The organism is Mesorhizobium erdmanii USDA 3471, assembly GCF_000472705.1.
Lineage (GTDB): Bacteria > Pseudomonadota > Alphaproteobacteria > Rhizobiales > Rhizobiaceae > Mesorhizobium > Mesorhizobium erdmanii.
Genome location: NZ_AXAE01000030.1, coordinates 26,878 through 50,595, shown reverse-complemented (window position 1 = coordinate 50,595; position 23,718 = coordinate 26,878). Strand labels below are relative to the sequence as shown.

The window sequence follows — 23,718 nt, the reverse complement described above, 5'->3', positions numbered from 1 at the left end:
ATGACCGCAAGACACGACATCGAAGCCATCACGGAGCGCATCCGCCAACGCTCGAAAGCGGGCCGTGAGCGCTATCTCGGCCGCATCGCCGAGGCATCGAACCAGACCGCCAACCGGTCGGTGCTGTCCTGCGGCAACCTCGCCCATGGCTTTGCGGTTTGCAGCCCCTCGGAGAAGCTGGCGCTTGGCGCCGACAAAGTGCCCAATCTCGGCATCATCACCTCCTACAACGACATGCTGTCGGCGCATCAGCCGTTCGAGACCTACCCTGCCCTGATCAAGGAGGCCGCGCGCGACGCCGGTGGCATCGCCCAGGTGGCCGGCGGCGTGCCGGCCATGTGCGACGGCGTCACCCAGGGCCAGCCCGGCATGGAATTGTCACTGTTTTCACGCGACGTGATCGCCATGTCGGCAGCGGTCGGCCTGTCGCACAACATGTTCGACGCCGCCGTCTTTCTCGGCGTCTGCGACAAGATCGTGCCTGGGTTGGTGATCGCGGCGCTGACCTTCGGCCATCTGCCGGCCGTGTTCATCCCGGCCGGACCGATGACGACAGGCCTGCCCAACGACGAAAAGGCCAAGGTCCGCCAGCTCTATGCCGAGGGCAAGGCCGGACGCGCCGAACTCCTGGAAGCCGAGTCCAAGTCCTACCATGGGCCGGGCACCTGCACCTTCTACGGCACGGCGAACTCCAACCAGATGCTGATGGAGATCATGGGCCTGCACACGCCGGGCGCCTCCTTCGTCAACCCCGGCACGCCGCTGCGCGAAGCCTTGACTCGCGAAGCGACGAAGCAGGCGCTGGCGATCACCGCGCTGGGCAATGCCTATACGCCGGTCGGCCGGATGATCGACGAGCGCTCGATCGTCAACGGCGTCGTCGGCCTGCATGCCACCGGCGGTTCGACCAACCACACCATCCACCTGATCGCCATGGCGGCTGCAGCCGGCATCGCGCTGACCTGGCAGGACATTTCCGACCTTTCGGAAGCGGTGCCGCTGTTGGCGCGCGTCTATCCGAACGGGCTTGCCGACGTGAATCATTTCCAGGCAGCCGGCGGGCTCGGCTTCCTGATCCGCGAACTGCTCGACGAGGGCGTCCTGCACGAGGATGTGCAGACGGTGTGGGGCGAAGGCCTGCGGCCCTATGCCGTCGAGGCAAAGCTCGGCGCCGACGGCTCCGTTGTGCGCGAGGCCTCGCCGCGTGCCAGCGGCGACGAAAAGGTGCTGGCGCCGTTCAACAAGGCATTCCAGCCGACAGGCGGCCTGAAAGTGCTGGCGGGCAATCTCGGCCACGCCGTCATCAAGACCTCGGCGGTCAAGCCGGACCGGCGTATCATCGAGGCGCCGGCCAAGGTGTTCGACAGCCAGCAGGGCCTCAACGATGCGTTCAAGGCGGGCACGCTGACCGGCGATTTCATCGCCGTCATCCGCTTCCAGGGGCCGAAGGCCAACGGCATGCCGGAACTGCACAAGCTGACCACGGTGCTTGGCATCCTGCAGGATCGAGGTCAGCGCGTCGCGCTGGTCACCGACGGGCGCATGTCGGGCGCCTCCGGCAAGGTGCCGGCGGCGATCCATGTGACGCCGGAAGCGGTCGAGGACGGGCCGATCGCCCGGATCCATGACGGCGACGTCATCCGGCTCGATGCCGATGCCGGCACGCTGGAAGTGCTGGTGCCGGGAACCGAGTTCGCGCTGCGCCGCACCGCCGAAGCCGACCTCATCGGCAATGAGTTCGGTTTCGGCCGCGAGCTTTTCGCCGGTTTCCGGCAGCTGGTGGGCCGCGCCGACCATGGCGCCAGCGCCTTCGGAACGGCCTGACGTGATCCGTCTCATTCATAAAAAAGGGCGGCTCGGGGCCGCCCTTTTACGTTATCCACGCGATCCTATTGCACCGTCAGTTCAGCCCGCTCGCCGGCCTTGACCGTCACAGTGCCTTCCTTCGAGCTGTTGTCCGATTTCTCCGAGACGACGGCGTAGTCACCCGCTGGTATCGCCGCCTGATACTTCTGGTCGTATGCGTAGCCAAGCGACTTGCGGTTGCCGTTGATGTCCTTCTTGGTTTCGAAAATCTCAATCTTCGAGGCTCCGGGCGCGGTGATCGCCAGCACGCCGGCATTCATGGCGACCTTCACATCCTGAAATTCGCCGACCTTGACGTTGAACGGCTGCTCGACGACGGCAAGATCGACCGTCGCAATCAACACATAGTCACCAGGGGGCAGATCGAACTTACTGTCGGGACCATAGGCATAGGTCACCTCGTCCCGGGTTCCGTCGATCTTCATTTTCGCCTTCACGACCCTGAAGCCAATGCCCGAACCGTCGGCCTTGTCGCCGCCGGCTGTATAATAGGCGTTGGCAACGACATGTCCGACGCCGGCGATGATGTCCTTTTCGACTGTCTTGCCGGCAGCGAGCGGTATGGTCTCGCAAGCCACGCCCTGGCCGATCGTGACCGTCACTTTCTCGTCGCCGGCCGGCAACACGATCTTGGTGGTCCCATAGTAGGTCGCGGGATTATCGGCACCTGGGTAGTCGATCACGACGGCCGCGCCATCGACAACATCCGCCCCCGCGCTTGGTCGCGGATGAATGATGAGCGTGCCGGCATTCAAGGTGAAGAGCGGCTTGGCGACCTGGCCTGCCTCGATCTTGACCTTCTGCTCCACCTTGGCCTCGCCGTCGCGCGCGACGATGACGTAATCGCCCGGTTCCAGATTGGCTTTGTAGGCGCCATATTCGGTGGTGACGTTGTCGCCACGCGTGCCGTCGGATTTTGCCTTGTAGACTTCCCAGGCATTGCCGTCGGTGACCGGATCACCGCCATCGGCAAGCACCGCCGTAGGCATGAAATTGAATTCCGGCTTGGCGGGCTCGGGGGCAGGAGCGGGAGCAGGAGCCGGTTCAGGCGCGGGTGCCGGCGCCGGTGCGGCGACGGTTTCGACCAGCGCTTCCTGCAGCGCCTTCTCGTCCGATGCCTGGATGTACTTGCCACCGGTGTTTTCGGCCAGGCAGGCGATCTGTTTGCCCTCGTCGGCGGTCAGGCCGAAGCCGACCACGTCGGCGGTGAAGTCGACGCCGGATGCCTTGAGTTCCTTGCCCAGCGCACAGGGATCGCCGCCGCAGGTTTCAAGGCCATCGGTGATGAGGACGACGGTTGCCTTGTCCTCGGTGTATCTTAGCGCCTCCGCGGCCTGCTTGACGGCTGCCGTCAGCGGCGTCTTGCCGAGGAACTTCAGACTGTCGGCTGCGTCCGTGATGGCACTCGCCGAGCCCGCCTGGGGTGGAACGATCAGCTGGATGTCGTCGCAACTTCCCTTTTGGCGATGGCCGTAGGCCATGAAGCCGATCTCGTCGTCGGCTGGAACCGATTGAAGCACTGTCCTCAGTGATTCCCTGGCGATTTCGAGCTTGGGCTTGCCGTCGATCTGCGCCCACATCGAGCCGGAAGCATCGAGAATGATGATGACCCTGTTTGCGGCAAAGCCGAACGTCGTCATCGACAAAAGGAGGATCGCCGCAGCGATGCTCCGTGACAATCCCACCATCAAAATCTCCTGAGTAGCCGCCCCGCCTGCGGCCCAAAGCTATTTGAGCGCGCCCCTGGACACAAGGCCGGACGGGGGCCTTGCCGCTCAGGCGCGCACTGGCGGAGCCGGCCTGAAGCCTTCGTGCTCGACAATGGCTTGATATCGAGCATCGGACCACAGGCCCTTGAACGGAGGCTCGATGCGGATGCCCGGGATATCGTCCTCGTTGCGCGGCATCGCTTCTTCGAGGTACGCGGTTTTCAACCCGGCGAAAAGGTGGCGAGGGCGGATTGCCTTCCAGGCGGCTTAGTAGGTAGTGCGACGCTCTTCGGAAGGCGGACGGCCAAACTGCAGCCGGTAGCTCTGGGCGAAATAGGAATGCGAGGTGAAACCGGTGGCTATCGCCACGTCGAGGATCGGCATGTTGGTCTGGCGCAGCAATTCGCGCGCCCGCTCCAGCCGCAACCGCATGTAATAGCGGCCGGGCGTGACATTGAGGTGGCGCAGGAACAGGCGCTCCACCTGACGCACCGAAAGACCGGCCGATTTGGCGAGCTGCACCGCCGAGAGCGGCTCGTCGAGATGGTCGGCCATCAGTTCGACAATGCGCCTCAGCTTCTCCGACTTGCCGGTCAGGTCGCGTTCCGGCCCGACGCGCTGGCGGTCGCCGGCCGAGCGGATGCGCTCGTGCTGGAACTGGTTGGCTACGCCATTGGCGAGGTTCGAGCCGAAATCACCGCGCACGATCTCCAGCATCAGATCGATCGAGGTGGTGCCGCCAGCACAGGTGTAGCGCTTGCGGTCGATCTCGAAGACATTGCCGGTGCAGTTGATGTCGGGAAAGCGCTCCATGAAGCCGGCACGGTTTTCCCAATGGATGGTGCAGCGGTAACCGTCGAGCTGGCCGGCCTCGGCCAGCAGGTAGGACCCGACCGACAGCGCGCCGAGCGCGTTGCCGCGCCGGCCCCAGCTGCGCAAGGCCGCCAGAACCTTGCTCTTGCCGGGAAATTCCGTCGTCAAGCCGACCGAGACGAAAAGGATGTCGACGGGCGGCATGTCGGCGACGCTGTAATCGATCTTGAGCGGCAGGCCATTGGACGCCATGACCGGGTCGCCGTCGGCCGACACCGTGGTCCAGCCATAGAAATCGCGGCCGAGCAGACGGTTGGCCGAACGGAACGTGTCGATCGCCGCGGCCAGCGAGAACATGGAAAACTTGTCGACCAGCAGGAAGGCGAACTGCCGGCCACCTTGAACGGGATCATTCGTGACCGGCCGTTCCGGGGAAATGGTGGGGTTCGGCAAAACTGGCGCTTTCAGGGTCAACCCGGGCTCAGAAGGAGGGCCGCTTCAATCCGGCCGCTAGGTAGGCGGAAGCTAACGTATTGGCCATCAGCATGGCAATGGTCATCGGCCCGACACCGCCGGGCACCGGCGTGATGGCGCCGGCTTGCCTGGCCGCCTCGGCATAGGCGACGTCACCGACGAGGCGCGACTTGCCCTCGCTCTTCTCGGGTGCGGGAATGCGGTTGATGCCGACATCGATGACGGTGGCGCCGGGCTTTACCCAATCGCCTTTGATCATTTCCGGCCGGCCGACGGCGGCGACAAGGATGTCGGCGGTGCGGGCAAGCGCCGGCAGATCCTTGGTGCGGCTGTGGGCGATGGTGACGGTGCAGTTGGCGGCAAGCAGCAGGTTGGCCATCGGCTTGCCGACGATGTTGGACCGGCCGACGACGACGGCATTGAGGCCGGACAGGTCCTTGCCGCGCACGCGCTCGATCAGCAGCATCGAGCCGGCGGGGGTGCAGGGAACGAACGCCGTCTCCAGCTCGCCTGTGCCGAGCTTGCCGACATTGATGAAATGGAAGCCGTCGACATCCTTCTCGGGCGCGATCGTCTGGATGATCTTACCGGCATCGATATGGGCGGGAAGCGGCAACTGCACCAGAATGCCGTTGATGGCCGGATCGGCGTTGAGGTCGCCGATGATCTTGAGCAGCGCCTCCTCGGAGGTCTCGGCCGGCAGCGTGTGCTGAAGGGAATGAAAGCCGCATTCCTTGGCGGTACGCGACTTGGAAGCGACGTAGACCTGGCTCGCCGGATCCTCGCCGACGATGACCACGGCCAGACCGGGCTTCGCCTTGCCGGTGGCGACCAGCTCTGATGTCAGCGCCTTGACCGTCCGCACCACATCCTCGGCAACGCTCTTTCCGTCAATCACTTCGGCCATGAACCATCCTCAACACTGTTTCGCCCAACGTCGCTTTCGGGAACAGAATGCCGCGGCGCCGGCAAGATGCAGCGCGGCATTGTCACGAAAATTCGGCCACGCAATCCTGCCAAAACGCCGTCCGATGCCGTTTACACGAAACCGGGTTGGTTTTGTTCTGCCTCGGCAACGTATTCGGTGGCTCAGAAATAGCGGCGGCGGGCGCGGCTCTCGGTGAGTTCGCGGACCGCCTCGCGAAATTCGCGCAGGCTGGCGCGGATTTCCTCGATCGGCGCCTGTTCGGCGCTTTCCCCGGCCTGCGAAGGCTCCACCTGGGGCTGCGCCGGATAGGCCGGCGGCTGCGGCGGAGCAGACTGCGGCGGATATGGCGTAGGCCCGGCATGGGGCGCCATGCCCTGGGCGTAAGGGCTGTCTGCCGGCGGCTGCGCCTGCCACGGCTGCACCTGCGGATAGCCTGTCTGCTCGGGCGTATAGGGCGGCGCCGGATAGATCGGCAGCGGCGGCATCAAGGGCGACCGAGAGGGCGGCCCCATCGGCTGGGAATAGGCGGCATCGAAGCCTGGCGGGAAAAGCGGCCGCGCATAGTCCGACGACCGAGGCATGAAAGCGGAATCCGGGTTCTGAAAGCCGGAAGGCATGGCAGCATCCGCCGCACCAAAGGCGGCGAACTCGCTGGCATCATTCGCCTCTGCGGAGGGCTTACGGGACACGGCATCGCGCAGCTTTGCCATGAGCGCGGCGATACGCCCGAGCCGTTCGACCGGAGCCGCCTCGGCCTGTGCCGGTGGCGCTGGCGGTGCGGGCGGCGGGGGTGCCGCCGGCGGTATCGGCGCTGCCGGCATCGGCGGCGCGGGTGGCGGCGCGGCCCGGAATGCCCGCTCTTCGACGGGCGCCTTGCGGTCGCGGCGCGAGCGCGATGTCGCGGTCTCACGCAGGCTTTCATAGGCGCCGCGCATGGCGCCAAGGCCGACACCGGAAGCAAACCCCAGCAGCAGGCCGGCAAGCGCCATCAAGGCCCGCGACGGACCCTTCGCCTCGAGCGGCGCGAAGGCCTTGGAGATGACATTCATATTTGCGGTGTTGATGTCCTTCTGCTCGCCGGTCTCCTTGGCGCGCAGCAGGAACTGTTCATAGACAGAGCGCTTGGCGGCGGCCTCGCGCTCCAGTTCGCGCATCGACACCAGATCGTTGTTGACGTCGCCGCTGCGCACCTTGAGCTGCGCAAGGCGGGAGGAGAGATCCTGTTCGAGCTGGACGGCGCGTTTCAGGTCGACCTGCAGCGAGGAGGCGATGCGGCGCAACTCACCAGCGATGCGGTCGCGCGCGCCGGCGATCTGCGCGTTGAGCGCCTGGAGTTCGGGATGGCGCGGCCCAAGCCGGATGGCGGCGCGGTCGGCCTCCTGCTTGAGCGTCGCATATTGCGAACGCAGATCGCTCATCGTGTTGGAGTTGATCTCTTCCGGCAAGGTGCCAGAGAGAACCGAATTGACGTCGATTGAACGCGCCGAAGCCGCCCTTGCATTGAGTTCCAGCGTGCGGGCGCGGGCAACCGAGAGCTGTTCGTTGAGCTTCAGCATCTCGTCGTCGCTGATCAGATGGCCCTGCGCGTCAACGAGGTCATGCGAAGCCCTGAAATCCTCGACCTTGCGTTCGGCCGTCTCGACGCCCTTGCGCAGTTCATCGAGCCTCGCGGTCAGTTCGTCGGTCGCACGGCCGGCCGTGTCGGACTGGATCTGACCAAAGGTCTGCAGAAACACATCCGTCATCGTATTGGCGATGAGGGCCGATTTCTCGCCGTTCTGCGTGATCGCGCTGACGGTGATGACGAAGGTCTTGCCGCCACGTTCGACCGAGAGGCTTTCGGCCAGATTGCCCACGGCGAGCGCGCGCCTGCGCACCCCGTCGGCACCGCCTGGGCCATCCTGGTGCGGAAGCAGCGAGCGAATGAGCGACCTGATGCCGAGGCCGCCGGATCCCTGGCCATTGAACTCAGGATCGTTGGTCAAATTGAGCTTGTCGACGACCTTGTTCAAAACCGTGCCCGAGGTCAGCACCCGAACCTGGTTTTCGACGATGGCCAGCGTTGCATCGGAAGCGACGACATTCTGCGTGAGGTCACGGTCGGTGAGCTTGAGGTCGCGCGGATCGACGATCAGTTCAGCGGTGGCTTCATATTTCTTCGGTGTCGACAGCGCGATCGCGATGCCAAGCCCGGCGCCGATCAGCGTGGTTGTGATAATCAGCAGTTTCGACCTGGCAATGCCGCGCACCACCTGCATCGGATCGATCAATGGCTTCCACTGCTGGTCGTCGCCGCGACCGCCAGAGGATGCTTCGTCCTGCTGGCGGGATCCGGATGCGTCGTGAAAGCGCGCATTGCCGGGAAGCTCCTCCGGGGACTGCCTCGGGGACGTTATGGCCGGCGGCAGATCGCCGGTATCGTCCTCCTCCTGCGAGCGCCAGACTTCGTCCCTTGCTGCGGCTTCCGGCTCTGGCGGGGAGCGCCCTGCTCCGGCTGCGGCGGATGGCGCCGGGTTTGCCCGCGCCTCGCGCTGCGAACGGGCAAGGCGATGGCGTGTGGCGGCATCTTCGCGCCATGACGGATCTGCCCTATCCCCTATGGAGACCAAGGATGCGTCATCCTCACCGCGCATGGCCTGGCCGAGCGCCAGCAAGGAACGCTCGCGCCTCCAGTCTTCACGGTTGTCCCTGTCGACCATTGTCTTGGAGCTTCACTTTTGGCCGCTTGGCAGCGGCGGTCGGCCATTTGTTAAATCAAGCTAAACAGGCATGGAAAACAAAAGGTTAATTTTTGCGGCCGGCGCGTAAGCTTTTCATAACCTCAAGCGCGGGTATTTCCTGGCATTCGGACGCCAGAACCGCACGTTAAGTCTTTCCAGCCTATGGCTTCCGCCACATGACCGAAGCTCGCGGCATACCGCAAAGGCGCACTTTCGCCCGGATCGGCACTTTCGTGGCCGAGCGACGGGGGCTGGTACGCGACTATTTTTCCGCCATCAGCGGCGCCGGCGGGCGATTGGTGTTTTCGCTCGCCTATTTCATCGCCCTCGCCAACACCTTGTCCATCTCAGAATTCGGCATGTTCGCCACCGCTTCGGCGGCCGGCGTGATGCTGTCGCGCATCCTGGCCTTCGGTTTCATCTCGGCGCTCTATCGTACCGCCACCATCCGCCCCAACCTGATCGGTACCTTCACCGCCGGCTTCCTGCTGCTCGGCATCGCCTCGCTGCCGCTCCTGGCCGCGGCCTCGTTCGGCGTCTACCTGATCTTCTTCGCCGGGACCGTGCCGCTGTCGGTGTTCTCGGCGATCGTGTTTGCCGAAGCGCTGCTGTGGCGACCGGTGGAGGTGGCGCTGATCGTCAACAACGGGCTGGGCAAATTCGGCCGCGCCGCGATCCTGGCGATCCTGGCGACAGCGCTGCGGGCGCTTGGCGCGGTGCTGTTCATGCTCTGGGCGCAGCACAGCATCTGGGTCTGGTCGTGGTTCTATATCGGTGCCAATGCCGCTTCGCTGGTTCTGGCTTTCGGCTGGTTCTACCCGCGCCAAAGACTACGGCTGCGCATCGAGCTCTATCTGCGGCGGCTTGCCGATTCCCTCTATGTTGCCGGCGCCGAGATCCTGTTCTACCTGCAATCGGAATTCGACAAGCTGCTGGTGCTGGCGATCGGCGGCCCGCATCTGGCCGGCATCTACGCCATCATCATGCGGCTGGTCGACCTGACGGCAATCCCGATCCGCACCTTCTCGATGATGCTGGTGCAGCGCATGATGCGCGCGCCGGACCTGTTGTCGCGGCTGGCGGTCAAGAGCGGCATCGAGGGCGGCGTCTTCCTGGTTTCGACGCTGGCGCTGCTGGCGCTCGGTATCGTGCTGCATTTCTTCCCCAACGCACTCGGCAGGAACGTCTCCGAGGCCGCCCCCCTGGTGGCGCTGGCGATCTGCGTTCCGGGATTGCGCAATCTGGTCGAATACCAGGCCGAGCTGCTCTTCGCGCGCGGCCAGACGGCAGTGCGGGCGCTCAATCTCGGCCTGCTCGCCGCACTCAAGGCGCTGCTGCTGACCTATGTGCTGACCACCATCTCCGATACGTCGAAGCTGGTGCTGTCGCTCAACATCGTCTTCCTGCTGCTCTATCTCGCATCGATGCTGCTGACCTATTCGGCACTGCGCAAGCCGGCGAAGGCGATCTGAATCCGGCGCGGGCTAATCCAATCCGATCAGGCGGCGAATGCGCCCGATATCGGTGCCGATGAAGGATTGCATGCCGATCGCCACTTGCTCGGGCGCCATTCCGGCAACGAAGCGGCGGAACTCGTCGTCCGACAGCGCCTCACCCGTCCAGTGGACGCGGCAGAATTCTTCCGAACCATGGAAGTGGCCCGCTTCCTCCAGCAGATCGTCGACATAGCGGCCATAGATCATGCATTCGGAGAATCTGCGCGCCGCGCCAACGACCTCGACCCAGTCGCGGCCATGCACCTTCTCGATTTGACCGCACATGGAAAGCACCGTGTCGCGGCGCCAGGCGATCAGCGTCGAAATATAGTCGTGGGTCGATGTGCGGGACGGGTCGATACCGAGCGCCGAACCCGCATTGCGCGACCAGATGCGATGCTCGTCATGCCCCTCATCCGCCAGCGCGCCGTCGCGGCGGAACAGCCGCGCCTTGCCATCGCGCCAGAAGGCGGCGCAATCGAACGCCTTCAGGAAAGCGACGTCGGAATCGCAGAAGATCAGAACGTCTTCCCTGGCATGCCGCGCGACGGCGATGCGACGCAGCTGCTGCACGTGCCAGCCGCGCAGCGGCTGCGTCTTCAGGCTGAGCCAGACGCGCCGGCGAAAGATGCTGAGCGGATCGTCGAAAGCGCGCAGCCAGCGCGGCAGCAGGTCGCGCTCGTCGACGACGGTGCGACGGTCTGTCTCCAACTGGCGGAAAAGCGCGACGTCGCGATGTTCGACCAGGATGTAATGATGGGCCGTGCCGGAGACATGCCGGTCCAGGGTCTCGCACAACAGGCGGCAACGCTCGAAGTCCGGCGCGTAGCTTGCCGTCACCACCGCCGCCGTCGGCGTCTTCGGCAACAGACCCGGGCCGGCACGAGCGTCTGGAACGAACCGCTTGTTCACCGAAACTCTCCGCGCGACAGGCACTGCTTGAAGACCCGCCACAGGAAGACGGGATTGCCGACCACGTAGCGGCGCCAGAGCCGGCCTGGCTCGACCGCCAGCCGGAACAGCCATTCCAGGCGCAGGCGGCGCATCCAAAGCGGCGCGCGCGGCACCGAGCCGCTCAGAAAATCGAGCAGCGCGCCGACCGCGACCGGCATGGTGCAATGGCGTTCGTCGATATGGCGCGCGATCCACAGTTCCTGGCGCGGCACGCCCATGGCGACCAGCAGCATATCGGGCCGCAACGCCGCGATCCGGCCGATGATCTCCGGCTCCTGCGCGGAGGAGAAATAGCCATCGTGAATGACCACGAAATTGTGCTGCACGGCTAGTGCGGCCAACTTGACCGACGCCGCCTCGGCATTGACACGCGTCGCGCCGAGCAGGCCGACGGTCAGCGGCTTCGTCGAAGCCTGCAGGAAGGCCGGCACGAAATCGGTGCCGTTGAGATTGTCCGGAAACGCTGCGCCGTAGAGAAGCTTGGCGGCGAGATCGACGCCGATGCCGTCCGGCAGGATGAGGAAATCGTCGAGCGCCTCGGCGAAGTCCGGGTCTGAATAGGCGATGTTGGCATTGTGGGCGTTGAGGAAACTGACCTTGGTGAAGCGCCGCTCGGCGATCAGGCGGGTGAGCAGGGCGATCGCGTCGTCCCAGCGGATGGCGAGCACCGAGATGCCGAGGATCGCCTTCAGGTTATCGTGCCCGAACGCGGCGCGGGCGGTGTGCATGTTCATGCGAACACCTCACGCCTGACCGTCCCGAGTTTTTCCAAGCCGAGCCGGATGGCGACATCGAGTGCAGTGACCTGCTGGCGATGGAACGCGCTGCCATCGACATCCCGGACGTTGGCCGCTGCGGCCTCCAGGGCCCTGGCGAAGTTGGCCGGATCGTCGGTGACGACGCAATTGCCGGGGCGATGGTCGATGCCGCGCAGCGAGCGGCTGGTGGCGACCGAAGGCAGGCCGAGTTCGAATGTCTCGATGGTCTTCAGTTGCACGCCGCTGCCGGCGGTGCTGATCAGCGGGATGACCGCCGCGCCGCAGACGAACGCCCTGGCATCCGGGACACGGCCGACAAACTCGACGCCCGGATGCGTCGAGGTGATGCCGGACGGCATATGGCCGGCGATGCGGACGCGGAAATCCGGCCTTAGATGCGGCACGACCTTGCCCAGAAACCAGTCGAGGCCGATGCGGTTCGGCTGCCAGGTCCAGGTGCCGATCAATGCCGCGTCGCAGTCGATCCGGCGCGGACCTTTGTGGGCGGGCGCTTTGGCGCCGGTCACCAGAGGCAGCACCGCCGAGCGGTCGTCGGAGGCGACGCCAAGCGCCGCACGGTCTTCCCCGGCCAGCGTGAAGACGAAGCGCGCACGACGGCAAAGGCGCTGTTCCACGACCTCGAGCAGCCTTGCCTCGCGCCGGAACAGCAGGCGCTGGAAGAGACTGCCGGCGGCAGCGGCGTTCTCCCGCGCCGAGAGATGCTCGACATTGTGGGCGACGAAGATCGATGGCCGGTCTTCGAAGAGCTTCTCGAAGGCACCAGCGAACTGGACGGAATTCAGCACATAGCCATCGAACGGGCCGGCCTGTTGGATGGCGGTTTTCACATCGCGGGCGGACACGGCACGCAGCTTGACCGACGCGAAGGTGAGGCCCGAAAGCATCGCCTTGCCGACCCAGGCGAGCTTCCGCGGTGCCGAGGCACTTTCGGTGCGCACGTCGATAGCGCCCAGCACCACGGTGTTGTCGGGGTCGGCCGCGGCCTTCCCAGGCCAGGTGAAGCCGATGACCGTGACGCGCGCGCCGGCGCGCCGCAAAGCGGCGATGATCGCAGCATTGGCGATCTCGTAGCCCGAGGCGAGAGCACCGTCGGGCACGATCGATGTGACGAACAGCAGATGCATCTCACCTATCCTGTGGTGTAGCCGGTAGCAAAGCGCGATGAACCCTTGATTAAGCGAGCACAACCAACGCCGGAAAGCCCGCGTCGGGCGGACCTCTCCGCGCAAGGTGATTAACGAAACCTTATCACCGTGGTGCTACCAGAACCCCAACTCGGATGTGGTTGGACACGGATGACCCCTTTGCCATCGGATGGTTCGGTATCGATCGCCGGACGGTCTCCCCGGCTTGACGTGGAGGCGGTCGAAGCGGTCGTCACCTTGCCGACCTTCAAGCGGCCCGAACAGGTGCTGGAGACGCTGGCGTCGCTTAGCGGACAGAAGACCGGCAGACGCTTTGCCGTCATCGTCATGGAGAACGAAGCCGAGGCGCGTGAGGGCGCCAAGGCGGTGCTGCCGCTGTTCGAGCGCGGCGAAATCCCGGGCATGGTCATCATCGCACATCAGCGCGGCAATTGCAGCGCCTACAATGCCGGCTGGCAGACGGCGATCCTGCACTTCCCCAACTTCAGGCATCTGCTGGTGATCGACGATGACGAGATCGCCGATCCGCACTGGCTGGAACGCATGTGCACGGCCGCCGAAGCGCTCGGCGCCGATATCGTCGGCGGTCCGCAGGTGCCAGTCTTCGCCGATCCCGCCCATGCCAAATGGGCCGGGCACCCGGTCTTCGCACCGCCCTACATGGAGACGGGACGTGTACCGGCGCTCTATTCGTCGGGCAATCTCCTTGTCGGGCGCAACGTGCTGGTCGCCATGGGGCCGCCCTTCCTCGATCTCAGGTTCAATTTCATGGGCGGCGGTGATTCCGATTTTCTCAGCCGATCGGCGCAAAAGGGTTTTGTGCTCGGCTGGTGCGCCGAAGGCCAAGTGCGCGAAACCGTTCCTGCGCGGCGTGTCGAAGCCGACTGGATCCGGGCCCGCAGCCTTCGCAATGGCGTCATCTCGACGCTGGTCGAGAAGAAGAAACGCGCCGGCACGCCGCTGGCCGGCGCCAAGGTGTTGGCGAAGAGCCTGGCGCTGCTTGCCGCCGCGCCGCTTCGCGGCCTGATCCGGCTGGCGCGGACAGGATCGCCGGCGATCGCCATCTATCCCGTCCATGTGGCGCTGGGCCGCGTGATGGCCGAATTCGGATATGCCAATGAGCAGTATCGCCAGCCCGAGAAAAACTGAGCGCGCGCCGCTCAGCGATGCGTTCACCCGCGACGGCGTGGCGACGGCGATCGCGGCACTCCTGTTCACCGTCATCATGGTGTCGTTTCGGCCGTTCCAGCCGGCCGGCGCCGAACTCACCGGTGACGGCGGCGACATCGTCAACCAGCTCGGCTTCGGTTCGCTCGGCGCCGTTTCGATCTTTTCGCTGATGGCCTTTGCCGATCCGCGCATCGTGCGCTCGCTGCTCAGCCCGTCCTGGGTGCTGATGCTGGGTTTCTTCTTCCTGTCGGTGGTGCTGGCAACCGACCCGCCCTCCGCGATGCGCGCCGCGTCCTTCACCATGATCGGCATCCTGACGATGGCGACCATCCTGGCGCTGCCGCGCGATGCCGAGTCCTTCTCCAAAGTCATCATCTTCACCGCGGTGGTGGTGATGGGACTTTCCTATGTCGGCCTGATCGTCTTTCCGCACGAAGCGCTGCACACGGCCGACTCCCAGGAGCCGGAACATGCCGGCCTGTGGCGCGGCGTGTTCACCCACAAGAACATCGCCGGCCCGATCATGGCCTGCTTCAGTTTCGCGGGCCTCTACCTATACAGGCGCGGACAGCGGTGGTGGGGCGCAGGCATCTTCTGCGCGGCGATGATCTTCATGCTGCACACCGGCTCCAAGACCACCGCCGGCCTGGTGCCGTTCTCGATCCTGATTGTCGTGCTGCCGAGCCTGATGGGCATGCGGCTCGGCACACCGATCCTGTTTGCGCTGGCGATCATCGCCACGGCGGTCGGCACGCTGGGCATCGTCTTCCTGCCGCCGGTCAAACATCTGGCGGCGATTTATTTCCCCGACATGACCTATACCGGGCGCACGACGCTATGGGAGTTCGCCGGCTCGATGCTGGCGAAGAAGCCATGGACCGGCTACGGTTATGAAAGCTTCTGGGGCACACCGCTGCTACTCAACCAGGATCAGCCCTTCGACCGCCCCTGGGACATCAGGACCATCGTGCACGGCCATGACGGCTATCTCGACATCGCCGTGCTGATGGGCATCCCCGCTCTTTGCGTGGCGGTCTACACCTTCCTCATCGCGCCGCTGCGCGACTACATGCGCATCCCGCTGCGCAGGGAAAACATCTTTCTCGGCGACTTCTTCATGATGGTGGTGCTGTTTACCGCGCTCAACGCTTTCCTCGAAAGCTTCTTCTTCCACCGCGGCGATCCGGTGTGGCTGTTCTTCGTGCTCGGCGTGCTTGGCCTGAGGCAGGTGTCGCTGCGGCCGATCCCGGTGCGCAACCCCTCTCGTGCGACCTGACAGGGCTTCCCCAGCGAAGCGCGAGCGTCTATGTCAGGGCCTTCTTGGAGCGGATCAGGGTTTGATGGAACCGCCGAACCGCTCTAACTCTTTGTTTTTACGCAATTCCGAACGGAAAACCGTTACACACTTTATCCTGGAATTGCTCTAGGAGGGCTCCAATGACGATCAGGCTTGTTCTCGCCGGCTGCGGCAATATGGGTTACGCCATGCTCTCGGGCTGGCTCAAATCCGGCAAGCTTGCACCATCGACGGTTTTCGTGGTCGAGCCCAATGCCGATCTACGCCAGCGCGCTGCAACGCTTGGCTGCGCCACGTCAGCGGATGCCAGCGAGATTCCAGCCGGCGCCGTGCCCGATCTCGTCGTCATCGCAGTGAAGCCGCAGGTGATCCGCGACGTCACCGCCGCCTACAAGCGTTTCGGCGATGGCCGCACCACCTTCGTCAGCATCGCCGCCGGCACGCCGGTCGCCACTTTCGAGGAAATCCTGGGCAGCCGCGCACCGATCGCGCGTTGCATGCCCAACACGCCCGCTGCCATCGGCAAGGGCATGATGGTGGTGTTTTCCAACCGGCTCGTCTCCGACGATACAAAGCGTTTCATCGCCGACCTTTTGTCGGCAAGCGGCGAAGTGGCCACCATTGACGATGAAGGCCTGATGGACGCGGTGACGGCCGTATCGGGATCTGGGCCGGCCTATATCTTCCATTTCATCGAAGCGATGACCGTGGCCGCCGAGAAGGCGGGCCTGCCGGCGGCGACCGCCAAGCTGCTCGCCATGCAGACCGTCTATGGCGCCGCCTCGCTGGCTGCCGAAAGCCGCGAGGACCCGGGCGTGCTGCGCCAGCAGGTGACCAGCCCCAACGGCACGACGGCGGCGGCACTTGGCGTGCTGATGGGCGAGGATCGGCTGACCAATCTGCTCACGCAGGCGGTTGAAGCGGCGCGGCTGCGGTCAATCGAATTGGGGAAATAAAACTCAGTTCGTCCCGTACAGCATCTCATCCTGCAGCCGGCGCAAGGCGAACAGCCTCGTCGTCTGGTCCGGCGCGGCATTGTCGGTGGTCAGCAATTCGCCTTTGCTGACCGGTTTCAGCACCTTGCCGCCCTCGAGCAGGCCGACCGGCACGGCGCGCCGACTGCGGGCTTCGCCGACGGTCATGGTCCAGGAGCGATAGCAGGTCTCGCCAATCGCATCGAAAGTCTCGCCGGCGGCGAGATCGCGCTTGGCCACCGCGCAGACCTCGGCGACCGGCCGTGGCAGCGGCACCATGTCGGGCTTGCCGAACAGCACGATGCGCGCGGCGGTCAACGGTACTTCCAGCGACGTCAGATGATAGGGCCGGAACAGGCTGTAATAGGGACCATGACCGATATGCAGATCGTCCATGCGCTCGATGATGCGCGGATGCGTCGCCTCGACGATAACGAAGATGCCGGGCGCCACACCCTTGCCGATGGTGTAGTCGACGACGCCCTTCTTCAACAACAGCCCGCCATCGGCGCGCGGAATAAGTACCTTGACGAGGTCGTCGCGGTCAGCCCTCGGGCCGTGCATGCCGGGCACGTCGGGCACAAGGCCGGTGGCGTTGGCGATGGCGCACATCTCGACCATGGTTTTGGAGCCGTCGACGAACTCGACCAGCATGCGCGGGTTCATGTTGCGGCGGTTCGCTTCCTCACGATAGTCGTCGGGCACGGCATCGTGGTTGAGCGGATTGTTCTTGCCCTTCCCGGCCGAGACGATGGTCAGGCCGAGCGCGGACGCGAACTCGATCAGCTCCATGCAGCTCGACGGTTCGTCGCCGGCGCCGACCGAATAGACCACGCTAAGCCGGTCGGCCTGCTGTTTGAGATAGCAGCCGATGGTGACATCGGCTTCGACATTCATCATCACCAGATGCTTGCCATGCTCCATCGCCATCACGTCGAAATCGGCGGCGACGCCCGGCTTGCCGGTGGCGTCGATGACGACGTCGATGAGCGGGTTTGTGACCAGCATCTCGTTGGCGGTGACGGCGATCTTTCCCGCCTCGATCGCCGCGGTGACTTTCGATGCGGTGTCGGCCTCGACCGCCATCGCTTCGTCGCCATAAGCGATGCGAATGGCCTCGCGCGCGGTGTGCGGGCGCCGTGTGGAGACGGCGCAAACCGAAATGCCCGGCATCAGCATGCCCTGCGTGACGAGGTCGGTGCCCATTTCGCCCGAGCCGATGACGCCGATGCGCACCGGGCGGCCCTCGGCGGCACGGCTGGCGAGATCGCGGGCAAGGCCGGTCAAGGCGACATTGGTCATGCAGGATGTCCACAGCTTCTTGATTTGCGGCCGGATTAGCAGGGACCGGTCGCCTGTGCCAACGATACCGCTCGCGAACGGCGATTCCAGGCGAAAATGGCCCGGGAAAAGCGCCTTCGCCTTGGCCGGTTGGCCCAAAGGGTTGCCAATTGACATTGTTGTGAACAGCCCCAATAAAACATTCGTTTGCTGACAAAGGCAAATGTTCATCGAGACGAACGCTCGGAGGGGCTTTCGTCTCGCGGCAATCTGGGGAGTGCCTTGCGCCGAGGTGGCGGCAAGGCATTGGATGAGATCAAGGAGCATCGCGAAGCTTAGGGCTCGGGCTCCAGGGGAGGAAGAATGGATACTGTTCTCGCTGGCCTCAAGGGGGCCATCGACACGCTCGGCGCGACCATCCTGCTGCCGATCGTCATTTTCATCATAGCCGTGGTTTTGGGTGCCAAGGTCAGCAAGGCCTTTCGTGCAGCCGTCACCATCGGCGTCGCCTTCATCGGTATCAACCTTGTGCTCGGCCTGATGTTCACGTCTATCGGCGACGTCGCCAAGGCCATCGTCACCAACACGGGCATCCATCGCGACATCATCGATGTCGGCTGGCCGTCGGCGGCCGCGATCGCCTTCGGCTCGTCGGTCGGCCTGTGGGTCATCCCGGTCGGCATTCTGGTCAACATCGTGCTGTTGCTGACGCGCATGACGCGCACGCTCAACGTCGACGTCTGGAATTTCTGGCACTTCGCCTTTGTCGGTTCCCTCGTCGTCGCCGCCACCAACAATCTGGCCTACGGCATCGCGATCGCGGCATTGGTCGCCGCACTTTCGCTGCTGTTCGCCGACTGGTCGGCGCGCGCGGTGCAGCAGTTCTATGGCGTGCCCGGCATTTCGGTGCCGCATCTTGCCTCGGCGCAGATCCTGCCGATCGCCATCATCCTGAACTGGGTCATGGACCGCATTCCCGGCATCAACCGCATCAACATCAACACCGAAACCATCGAGCGCCGCTTCGGCGTGTTCGGAGAACCGGTCGTGCTCGGCCTGATCATCGGCCTCGTGCTCGGCGCCATCGCCTTCTACAATGCGGGCGATCTCGGCACGGTGCTGGCCAAGGTGCTGGGCACCGGCATGACGCTGGCGGCGGTGATGCTGCTTCTGCCGCGCATGGTGAAGATCCTGATGGAAGGGCTGATCCCGGTTTCCGACGCGGCACAGGAATTCGTACGCAAGCGCACCGGCGACCGCGAGCTGCTCGTCGGTCTCGACTCCGCGATCCTGATCGGCCATCCCGCCGCGATCTCGTCGTCGCTGATCCTGGTGCCGATCGCGATCATCCTGTCGGTGATCCTGCCGGGCAACCGCGTCATCCTGTTCGCCGATCTCGCGGTCATCCCCTTCATCGTCGCCATGACCGCGCCACTGGTCAAAGGCAATGTGTTCCGCATGGTGGTGATCGGCACGGTGACCTTGGCCATCGGCTTCTACGTCGCCAACGCGCTAGCCCCGCTGTTCACCAGTGCCGCCGTCGCCTCGGGCTTCAAGTTGCCGGCCGATGCGCTGCAGATCACCTCGGTGGTCGACGGCTTCCTGTGGGTTCCCTATGTGATCATCGAGGCGATCCAGGGTCTCGGGCTTCTCGGCATTATCGTGATCGCGGTGGTGATCGCAGCCCTGTTCGTGCTCTACCGCCGCAACCCGCTCGGCTGGGAAAGGGCGGCGGGCGCCGAAGACGAGCCGGCCGAAGGCAGCGCCTGAACGCAATCGCGCCTTCAATTTGAAACGTTCGTGCGCCCCTCTCCGGGGCGTACGATTCATCGACGGAGCAGACCATGTCCGACGGCCTCATGCAGCTTCTGGATCCCGAGGCGATCGTGCTCGGATCCGATGCCTCGACCAATGAGGAGATCATCCGCATCCTGGCCGGCCGGCTTGAAACCCTTGGCTATGTCAAAAGCACCTATGCCGACGCGGTCGTGCGACGTGAAATGACCATCCCGACGGGGCTGCCGCTGGAACGCGCAGACAATGTCGCGGTGCCGCACACCGATCCCGAACATGTGCTGAAGCCGGGCATCGCAATGGGGACGCTGAAACAGCCGGTGACCTTCGCCAACATGGAAGACCCCGACGAGAAGCTGCCGGTCGGCTTCGTCTTCCTGCTTGCCATCAATGACAAGGACAAGCAGATTGAAGCGCTGCAATCCGTCATGGCCACCATCCAGAACCCAAACGCATTGGACGGATTGAGGTCGGCAAGGACCCTTGACGACGTGCGTGCCGTGCTCGGCTGACAACCAGGGAGAAGCAAGAGATGTCCAGACAGAAAACAATTCTCTTTGCCTGCGGCACAGGCATCGCGACCTCGACCGCCGTCAACGTCGCCGTCACCGAGGCGATGAAGAAGCGCGGCCTTACCTTCAACGCGCAACAGGCAAAGGCGACCGAAGTGCCGGGGCTCGCCGACAACGTCGACTTCATCGTCGCCACCACGCCAATCTCGGCTTCGGTGACCAAGCCGGTCATCAAGGGTCTCGCCTTCCTGACCGGCATCGGCAAGGACAAGGTGCTCGATGAGATCGAGGCGCAACTGCGCAAGTAGGCCGCGAACGAGACGGCTGTGACCGAACGCGGCTTCAGACCACCCTGACGTAGCTTGTCATGCCCGATTTCTGGTGCTCGATGATGTGGCAGTGCAGCAGCCAGTCGCCGGGATTGTCGGCAACGAAGCCGAGGCTGACCTTCTCGTTGGGCTGGATGAGATAGGTGTCGGAAATCAGCGGCTGAACCGGTCGCGTCGACGACGACAGCACCTTGAAGCTCATGCCGTGCAGATGCATCGGATGCGACTGCGGCGTCAGGTTCTCCATGTCGATGACATAGCTCTTGCCGAGCTTCAGTTCGGCCAACGGCGTCGTCGGATCCGGTGTATCACCTGGCCAGGGCACCTTGTTGATGGCCCAGAAGCCGTAGCCGAGCGAACCGCAGATGCCGTCGCTCGGGATGTTTTCCGCCGTGGCACTGAGCGCCAGCGAAATATGCTGGGCGCTGGCCAGATCCACCTCCGCCACCGGATTGGCTTCCAACGGTGCGACATCGCGAACGTCCCGCTTGAACGACATGCCCGCTGCCCGCAGGGTCGCCAGGATTTTGGGCTTGGTGCCCCTGACGTCCCGCAGGCTGACCACCGCGCCCTCCTGGTCGGGCATGCGGATCGCGAGTTCCATGCGCTGTCCCGGCCCGAGCAGCAAGGCATCGGGTGAAAAGCGCTCAGGCACCGGATTGCCGTCCAACGCCATCACCATCGCCTCGGCCCCATCGACCCGGAAAGCGTAGATGCGCGTGACATCGGTGAACGCCACGCGCAGCCGCACCAGCCCCCCTGCCGGCGCGTCATATTGCGGCTGGTCGAGCCAGTTGGCGGTGCGCACCGTGCCGTAAGTGCCGGTTCTCGCGGCATCACGCGGCCGGAACTGATCGATGAACTGGCCGTCGTCGCCAAGACGCCAGTCGCGCAGATTGAGGACGAATTCGGCGTCGAATTTCGGATCGTTCGGATTCTCGACCACGATCACGCCGGTCAGGCCGTGGCCCATCTGCTCCAGCGTGTTGCAGTGCGGGTGATACCAGAAGGTGCCGGCGTCGGGCGGCGTGAAGGCGTAGTCGAAATGGTCGCCAGTGTAGACGTAAGGCTGCACCAGGAAGGGCACGCCATCCATCTTGTTCGGCAGGCGGATGCCGTGCCAGTGGATTGTCGTCGGATCATCGATGGCGTTGATCAGACGCGCGGCGAAGGGCTCACCCTTCTTCATCCTCAGCACCGGCGGCATTCCGGCATTGCCATAGGTCAGCACATTGTCGGTCGGACCGACATTCATCAGCTTCGTCTGGATTTTCGCCGTCTGCAGCACCACCGGTTGCGGGCTGGCGGCGGCCCAGCCGCCAAGCCTGCCGATGGCCGAGAGCCCGACCCCGCCGGCGCCAGTGACAGCGGCCATTTTCAAGAGCCTGCGGCGTGTCAATCCGGTCATTCAGCGCTCCAACTGCAAGGCCTGGGATTTATCGCCGTCTTGGATCACAGGCGAGCCACCAGTGCAAATGCCGATCTTGGCACATCGATCTTCAGTGCAACTCGGCCAGCAAGGCTTGGTGCCTCGGCAAGGTTCTTCTCGGGCCAGGACGATACCTTACAGAGCCTGACGGAAAGTTTCGGCGGCGGTTGCTTAACACATTACAACGCCGGATCGAACGGGCGCGTTCGCGCCCTATTTGAAGCTGGCGATTGGCAGGAATTTCACCGCCGAGCCGGTGAAGCGGCGGTGATCGGACGCCGTCTGCCCCCGCGGCTGGAAGCCGTCGAGATAGACCTGCTCCGGCGCGGTCCGGATGAAATGCGCTGCAATGACCGGCGCCGATGCCGATCCGCTGCCACCGGCAATGCCGCGACCTGTCCCAGGCGACCGGCCAGTCGACGCCACGGGCACGATCACCGCGGTGGCCTCGGGATCGAGACGGGGCTGGACACGGTCGGCCTTCGGGCTCGTCCTGACGCGATCTTCGGGTTTCGAGGCAGGGACCGGAGTTCGCTGGCCGGCCAGCACATCGAGCCCCTCATCGGGGTGATGCATGGCCAGCAAGGCACCGACGGCATCGGCGGATTTGGCTGCTTCCGGCTGACGCTCCGGGCTTGTCTGGCTTTGCGGTCGCCATGTCGGCAACGGGATGCTGAGCGCTACCATCTCCGGCGCGACGCTCGCGGCAGCGGTATCTGCCTTGCCCAAGGGCATTTCGGCTCTGGCGGGCACCGGCTCAGTGGCCGTGGACGCGCTGGCTGTTGCGAATGGCGCGGTCTGCGGGCTGGCTGCGGGGACGGCGCGCGGGGCGAACGCCGGCAGTGGCACCGCGCCGGGCGCCATCGCCATGACAATTGCTTCGGGCGTCTCGCTCTTTTGCTCGACGAGGGGTTCTTCAGCCGCAGCGGCGGAAGCCATCTGGATGTCCGCGCGCCGCGCATCCTCGGGCGGCACGATGGCGATGGCCTGTCCGGCCGGCTTCGGTTCAACGGACTTGGGCTCAACCGCCCTAGCCGGTTTGCGCGGCGCCGGCACCGCTTCCGCGATGTCGTCCGCCTCGTCCGCGCCGCGCCCGCCCAAAAGCGTCGCCAGCAGACCGCGCGCCGGCCTGCGTTGGCCGTCGGCACTTGCCCGTTCGATATTGGCGAGTTCGATATTGGGCGTGCCGGCGGCCTTGCGCGATTTGTAGGCGGCAAATGCCTGCTCGTAGCCGGGCAGCGGCCTGCCGTCGCTCGGCACATGCAATGTGTTGCCGTTCGGGAAGACCCTGGCCAGCTCCTGGCGGCTGATGCCCGGCCAATGCCTGACATTGCCGACGTCCATGTGGATGAAGGGCGACCCCGAGGTCGGGTAATAGCCGACGCCACCGCCCTGCATCCTGAGGCCGATGTCGCGCAGTTTCTTCAAAGGCACATCCGGTAGGAAGAAATCCATCGCGCGGCCGACCATGTGCTGGCTTTCCTTGGCCACGCCTTTCGAGCGGCCGCGCAGCATGGCGTTCGTCGCCGGCGAACGATAGGCGCTGACCACATGGATATAGCCGGTCGAGCCGCTGGTACGGTAGGCCTGCCAGACGAGATCGAGCAGGCGCGGATCCATCCTGGTCGGCTCGTTGCGGCGCCAGTCGCGCAGCATGAAATTGATCTTCTTCAGTCCCGCCTGATCGTAGCGGCCGTTGCGCTTGAAGACGATCTCGGCCTTTTCACCCGTATGGAGATGCTGAATCCGCAGCGCGCGCGTCTCGGCGAACGCGCTGGTGACGCACAGGCCAAGCAACGCGGCGACAATTGCCGGCACCCATGTCCAACGGTGGGAAGCGCCGGGCGCATTCTGTTCGCGTTCAATCACGGTCATGCCTTGCATTCTGTTTCGGGCGATTTGACGTCTTCGCCGGAGCCATCTTTCGGAAGCCCGCGACTGGACGACAGCTTGGCCAGGCGGGCGGGCATCCGTCGCGCAAACCCATCCTGCCGATGAACAGCATCTTGGTTAATGAATCGTGTCCGCACCGGAATTCGGCCTGCCCG

General features: G+C 64.5%; 19 protein-coding genes. 8 read left to right on the top strand and 11 right to left on the bottom strand.

Going from position 1 to position 23,718, the window contains the following annotated elements:
- Window positions 1-1,824, top strand: coding sequence for a phosphogluconate dehydratase (edd, locus tag A3AU_RS0123325; RefSeq protein WP_027055034.1), 1,824 nt, complete (start codon window positions 1-3; stop codon window positions 1,822-1,824).
- A gap of 65 nt (window positions 1,825-1,889) precedes the next feature.
- Here the strand turns inward: edd and A3AU_RS0123320 are convergent, their stop codons facing one another.
- From A3AU_RS0123320 to A3AU_RS0123300, 5 genes are all read right to left on the bottom strand, one after another.
- Window positions 1,890-3,554 carry a vWA domain-containing protein gene (locus A3AU_RS0123320; RefSeq protein ID WP_027055033.1) on the bottom strand — a complete coding sequence of 555 codons (1,665 nt, stop codon included), beginning with the start codon at window positions 3,552-3,554 and terminating at the stop codon, window positions 1,890-1,892.
- Window positions 3,555-3,641: 87 nt separating this feature from the next.
- On the bottom strand, window positions 3,642-3,773 hold the full coding sequence (locus tag A3AU_RS1000000140790; protein ID WP_272481098.1) for a hypothetical protein: 132 nt from the start codon (window positions 3,771-3,773) through the stop codon (window positions 3,642-3,644).
- A gap of 69 nt (window positions 3,774-3,842) precedes the next feature.
- Complete coding sequence (locus A3AU_RS0123310; protein WP_032917978.1) at window positions 3,843-4,841, bottom strand: GlxA family transcriptional regulator; 999 nt, start codon at window positions 4,839-4,841, stop codon at window positions 3,843-3,845.
- A 28-nt stretch (window positions 4,842-4,869) separates the two neighbouring features.
- Window positions 4,870-5,769, bottom strand: coding sequence for a bifunctional methylenetetrahydrofolate dehydrogenase/methenyltetrahydrofolate cyclohydrolase FolD (gene folD, locus A3AU_RS0123305; RefSeq protein WP_027055031.1), 900 nt, complete (start codon window positions 5,767-5,769; stop codon window positions 4,870-4,872).
- Between the two features lie 182 nt (window positions 5,770-5,951).
- Window positions 5,952-8,489: a GumC family protein gene (locus A3AU_RS0123300; RefSeq protein WP_027055030.1), complete on the bottom strand. Its 2,538-nt coding sequence runs from the start codon at window positions 8,487-8,489 to the stop codon at window positions 5,952-5,954.
- Window positions 8,490-8,686: 197 nt separating this feature from the next.
- Between A3AU_RS0123300 and A3AU_RS0123295 the strand changes: the two genes are divergently transcribed.
- A complete protein-coding gene (locus A3AU_RS0123295) occupies window positions 8,687-9,982 on the top strand; it encodes a lipopolysaccharide biosynthesis protein (protein WP_027055029.1) in 1,296 nt (431 codons plus the stop codon).
- A 12-nt stretch (window positions 9,983-9,994) separates the two neighbouring features.
- On the opposite strand, the gene A3AU_RS0123290 is transcribed toward A3AU_RS0123295, so the two are convergent.
- Genes A3AU_RS0123290 through A3AU_RS0123280 form a run of 3 tightly spaced genes read right to left on the bottom strand, consistent with a single transcriptional unit; the run spans window position 9,995 to window position 12,863 of the window.
- The gene (locus tag A3AU_RS0123290) at window positions 9,995-10,918 is read right to left on the bottom strand and encodes a DUF6492 family protein (protein WP_027055028.1); all 924 of its coding nucleotides are present in this window, start codon (window positions 10,916-10,918) and stop codon (window positions 9,995-9,997) included.
- Window positions 10,915-11,694 (bottom strand): WecB/TagA/CpsF family glycosyltransferase, encoded by a 780-nt coding sequence (locus tag A3AU_RS0123285; protein WP_027055027.1) that lies wholly within the window; start codon window positions 11,692-11,694, stop codon window positions 10,915-10,917. The genes A3AU_RS0123290 and A3AU_RS0123285 overlap by 4 nt, the downstream gene beginning before the upstream one ends.
- Complete coding sequence (locus A3AU_RS0123280) at window positions 11,691-12,863, bottom strand: glycosyltransferase family 4 protein (RefSeq protein WP_027055026.1); 1,173 nt, start codon at window positions 12,861-12,863, stop codon at window positions 11,691-11,693. The genes A3AU_RS0123285 and A3AU_RS0123280 overlap by 4 nt, the downstream gene beginning before the upstream one ends.
- 171 nt (window positions 12,864-13,034) lie before the next feature.
- On the opposite strand from A3AU_RS0123280, the gene A3AU_RS0123275 reads away from it, so the two are divergent.
- From A3AU_RS0123275 to proC, 3 genes are all read left to right on the top strand, one after another.
- Entirely contained in the window at window positions 13,035-14,033 is a 999-nt protein-coding gene (locus A3AU_RS0123275; protein ID WP_027055025.1) for a glycosyltransferase family 2 protein, read from the top strand.
- Window positions 14,002-15,330, top strand: a complete 1,329-nt coding sequence (locus A3AU_RS0123270) for an O-antigen ligase family protein (RefSeq protein WP_027055024.1) — start codon at window positions 14,002-14,004, stop codon at window positions 15,328-15,330. The genes A3AU_RS0123275 and A3AU_RS0123270 overlap by 32 nt, the downstream gene beginning before the upstream one ends.
- Window positions 15,331-15,491: 161 nt before the next feature.
- The gene (gene proC / locus A3AU_RS0123265; RefSeq protein WP_027055023.1) at window positions 15,492-16,307 is read left to right on the top strand and encodes a pyrroline-5-carboxylate reductase; all 816 of its coding nucleotides are present in this window, start codon (window positions 15,492-15,494) and stop codon (window positions 16,305-16,307) included.
- A 3-nt stretch (window positions 16,308-16,310) separates the two neighbouring features.
- Here proC and A3AU_RS0123260 read toward each other — a convergent pair whose 3' ends face one another.
- Window positions 16,311-17,627, bottom strand: coding sequence for an NAD(P)H-dependent oxidoreductase (locus A3AU_RS0123260; RefSeq protein ID WP_027055022.1), 1,317 nt, complete (start codon window positions 17,625-17,627; stop codon window positions 16,311-16,313).
- 342 nt (window positions 17,628-17,969) lie between these two features.
- On the opposite strand from A3AU_RS0123260, the gene A3AU_RS0123255 reads away from it, so the two are divergent.
- The 3 genes from A3AU_RS0123255 to A3AU_RS0123245 all read left to right on the top strand — a co-directional run bounded on the left by A3AU_RS0123255 (window position 17,970) and on the right by A3AU_RS0123245 (window position 20,220).
- Window positions 17,970-19,376, top strand: coding sequence for a PTS galactitol transporter subunit IIC (locus A3AU_RS0123255; protein WP_027055021.1), 1,407 nt, complete (start codon window positions 17,970-17,972; stop codon window positions 19,374-19,376).
- A gap of 74 nt (window positions 19,377-19,450) precedes the next feature.
- Window positions 19,451-19,912: a PTS sugar transporter subunit IIA gene (locus tag A3AU_RS0123250; protein WP_027055020.1), complete on the top strand. Its 462-nt coding sequence runs from the start codon at window positions 19,451-19,453 to the stop codon at window positions 19,910-19,912.
- Between the two features lie 20 nt (window positions 19,913-19,932).
- On the top strand, window positions 19,933-20,220 hold the full coding sequence (locus A3AU_RS0123245; RefSeq protein WP_027055019.1) for a PTS sugar transporter subunit IIB: 288 nt from the start codon (window positions 19,933-19,935) through the stop codon (window positions 20,218-20,220).
- A 34-nt stretch (window positions 20,221-20,254) separates the two neighbouring features.
- Here A3AU_RS0123245 and A3AU_RS0123240 read toward each other — a convergent pair whose 3' ends face one another.
- Complete coding sequence (locus A3AU_RS0123240) at window positions 20,255-21,649, bottom strand: multicopper oxidase family protein (RefSeq protein WP_027055018.1); 1,395 nt, start codon at window positions 21,647-21,649, stop codon at window positions 20,255-20,257.
- 234 nt (window positions 21,650-21,883) lie between these two features.
- Window positions 21,884-23,545: a peptidoglycan L,D-endopeptidase MepK gene (locus tag A3AU_RS0123235; protein WP_027055017.1), complete on the bottom strand. Its 1,662-nt coding sequence runs from the start codon at window positions 23,543-23,545 to the stop codon at window positions 21,884-21,886.
- Window positions 23,546-23,718 lie beyond the last annotated feature (173 nt).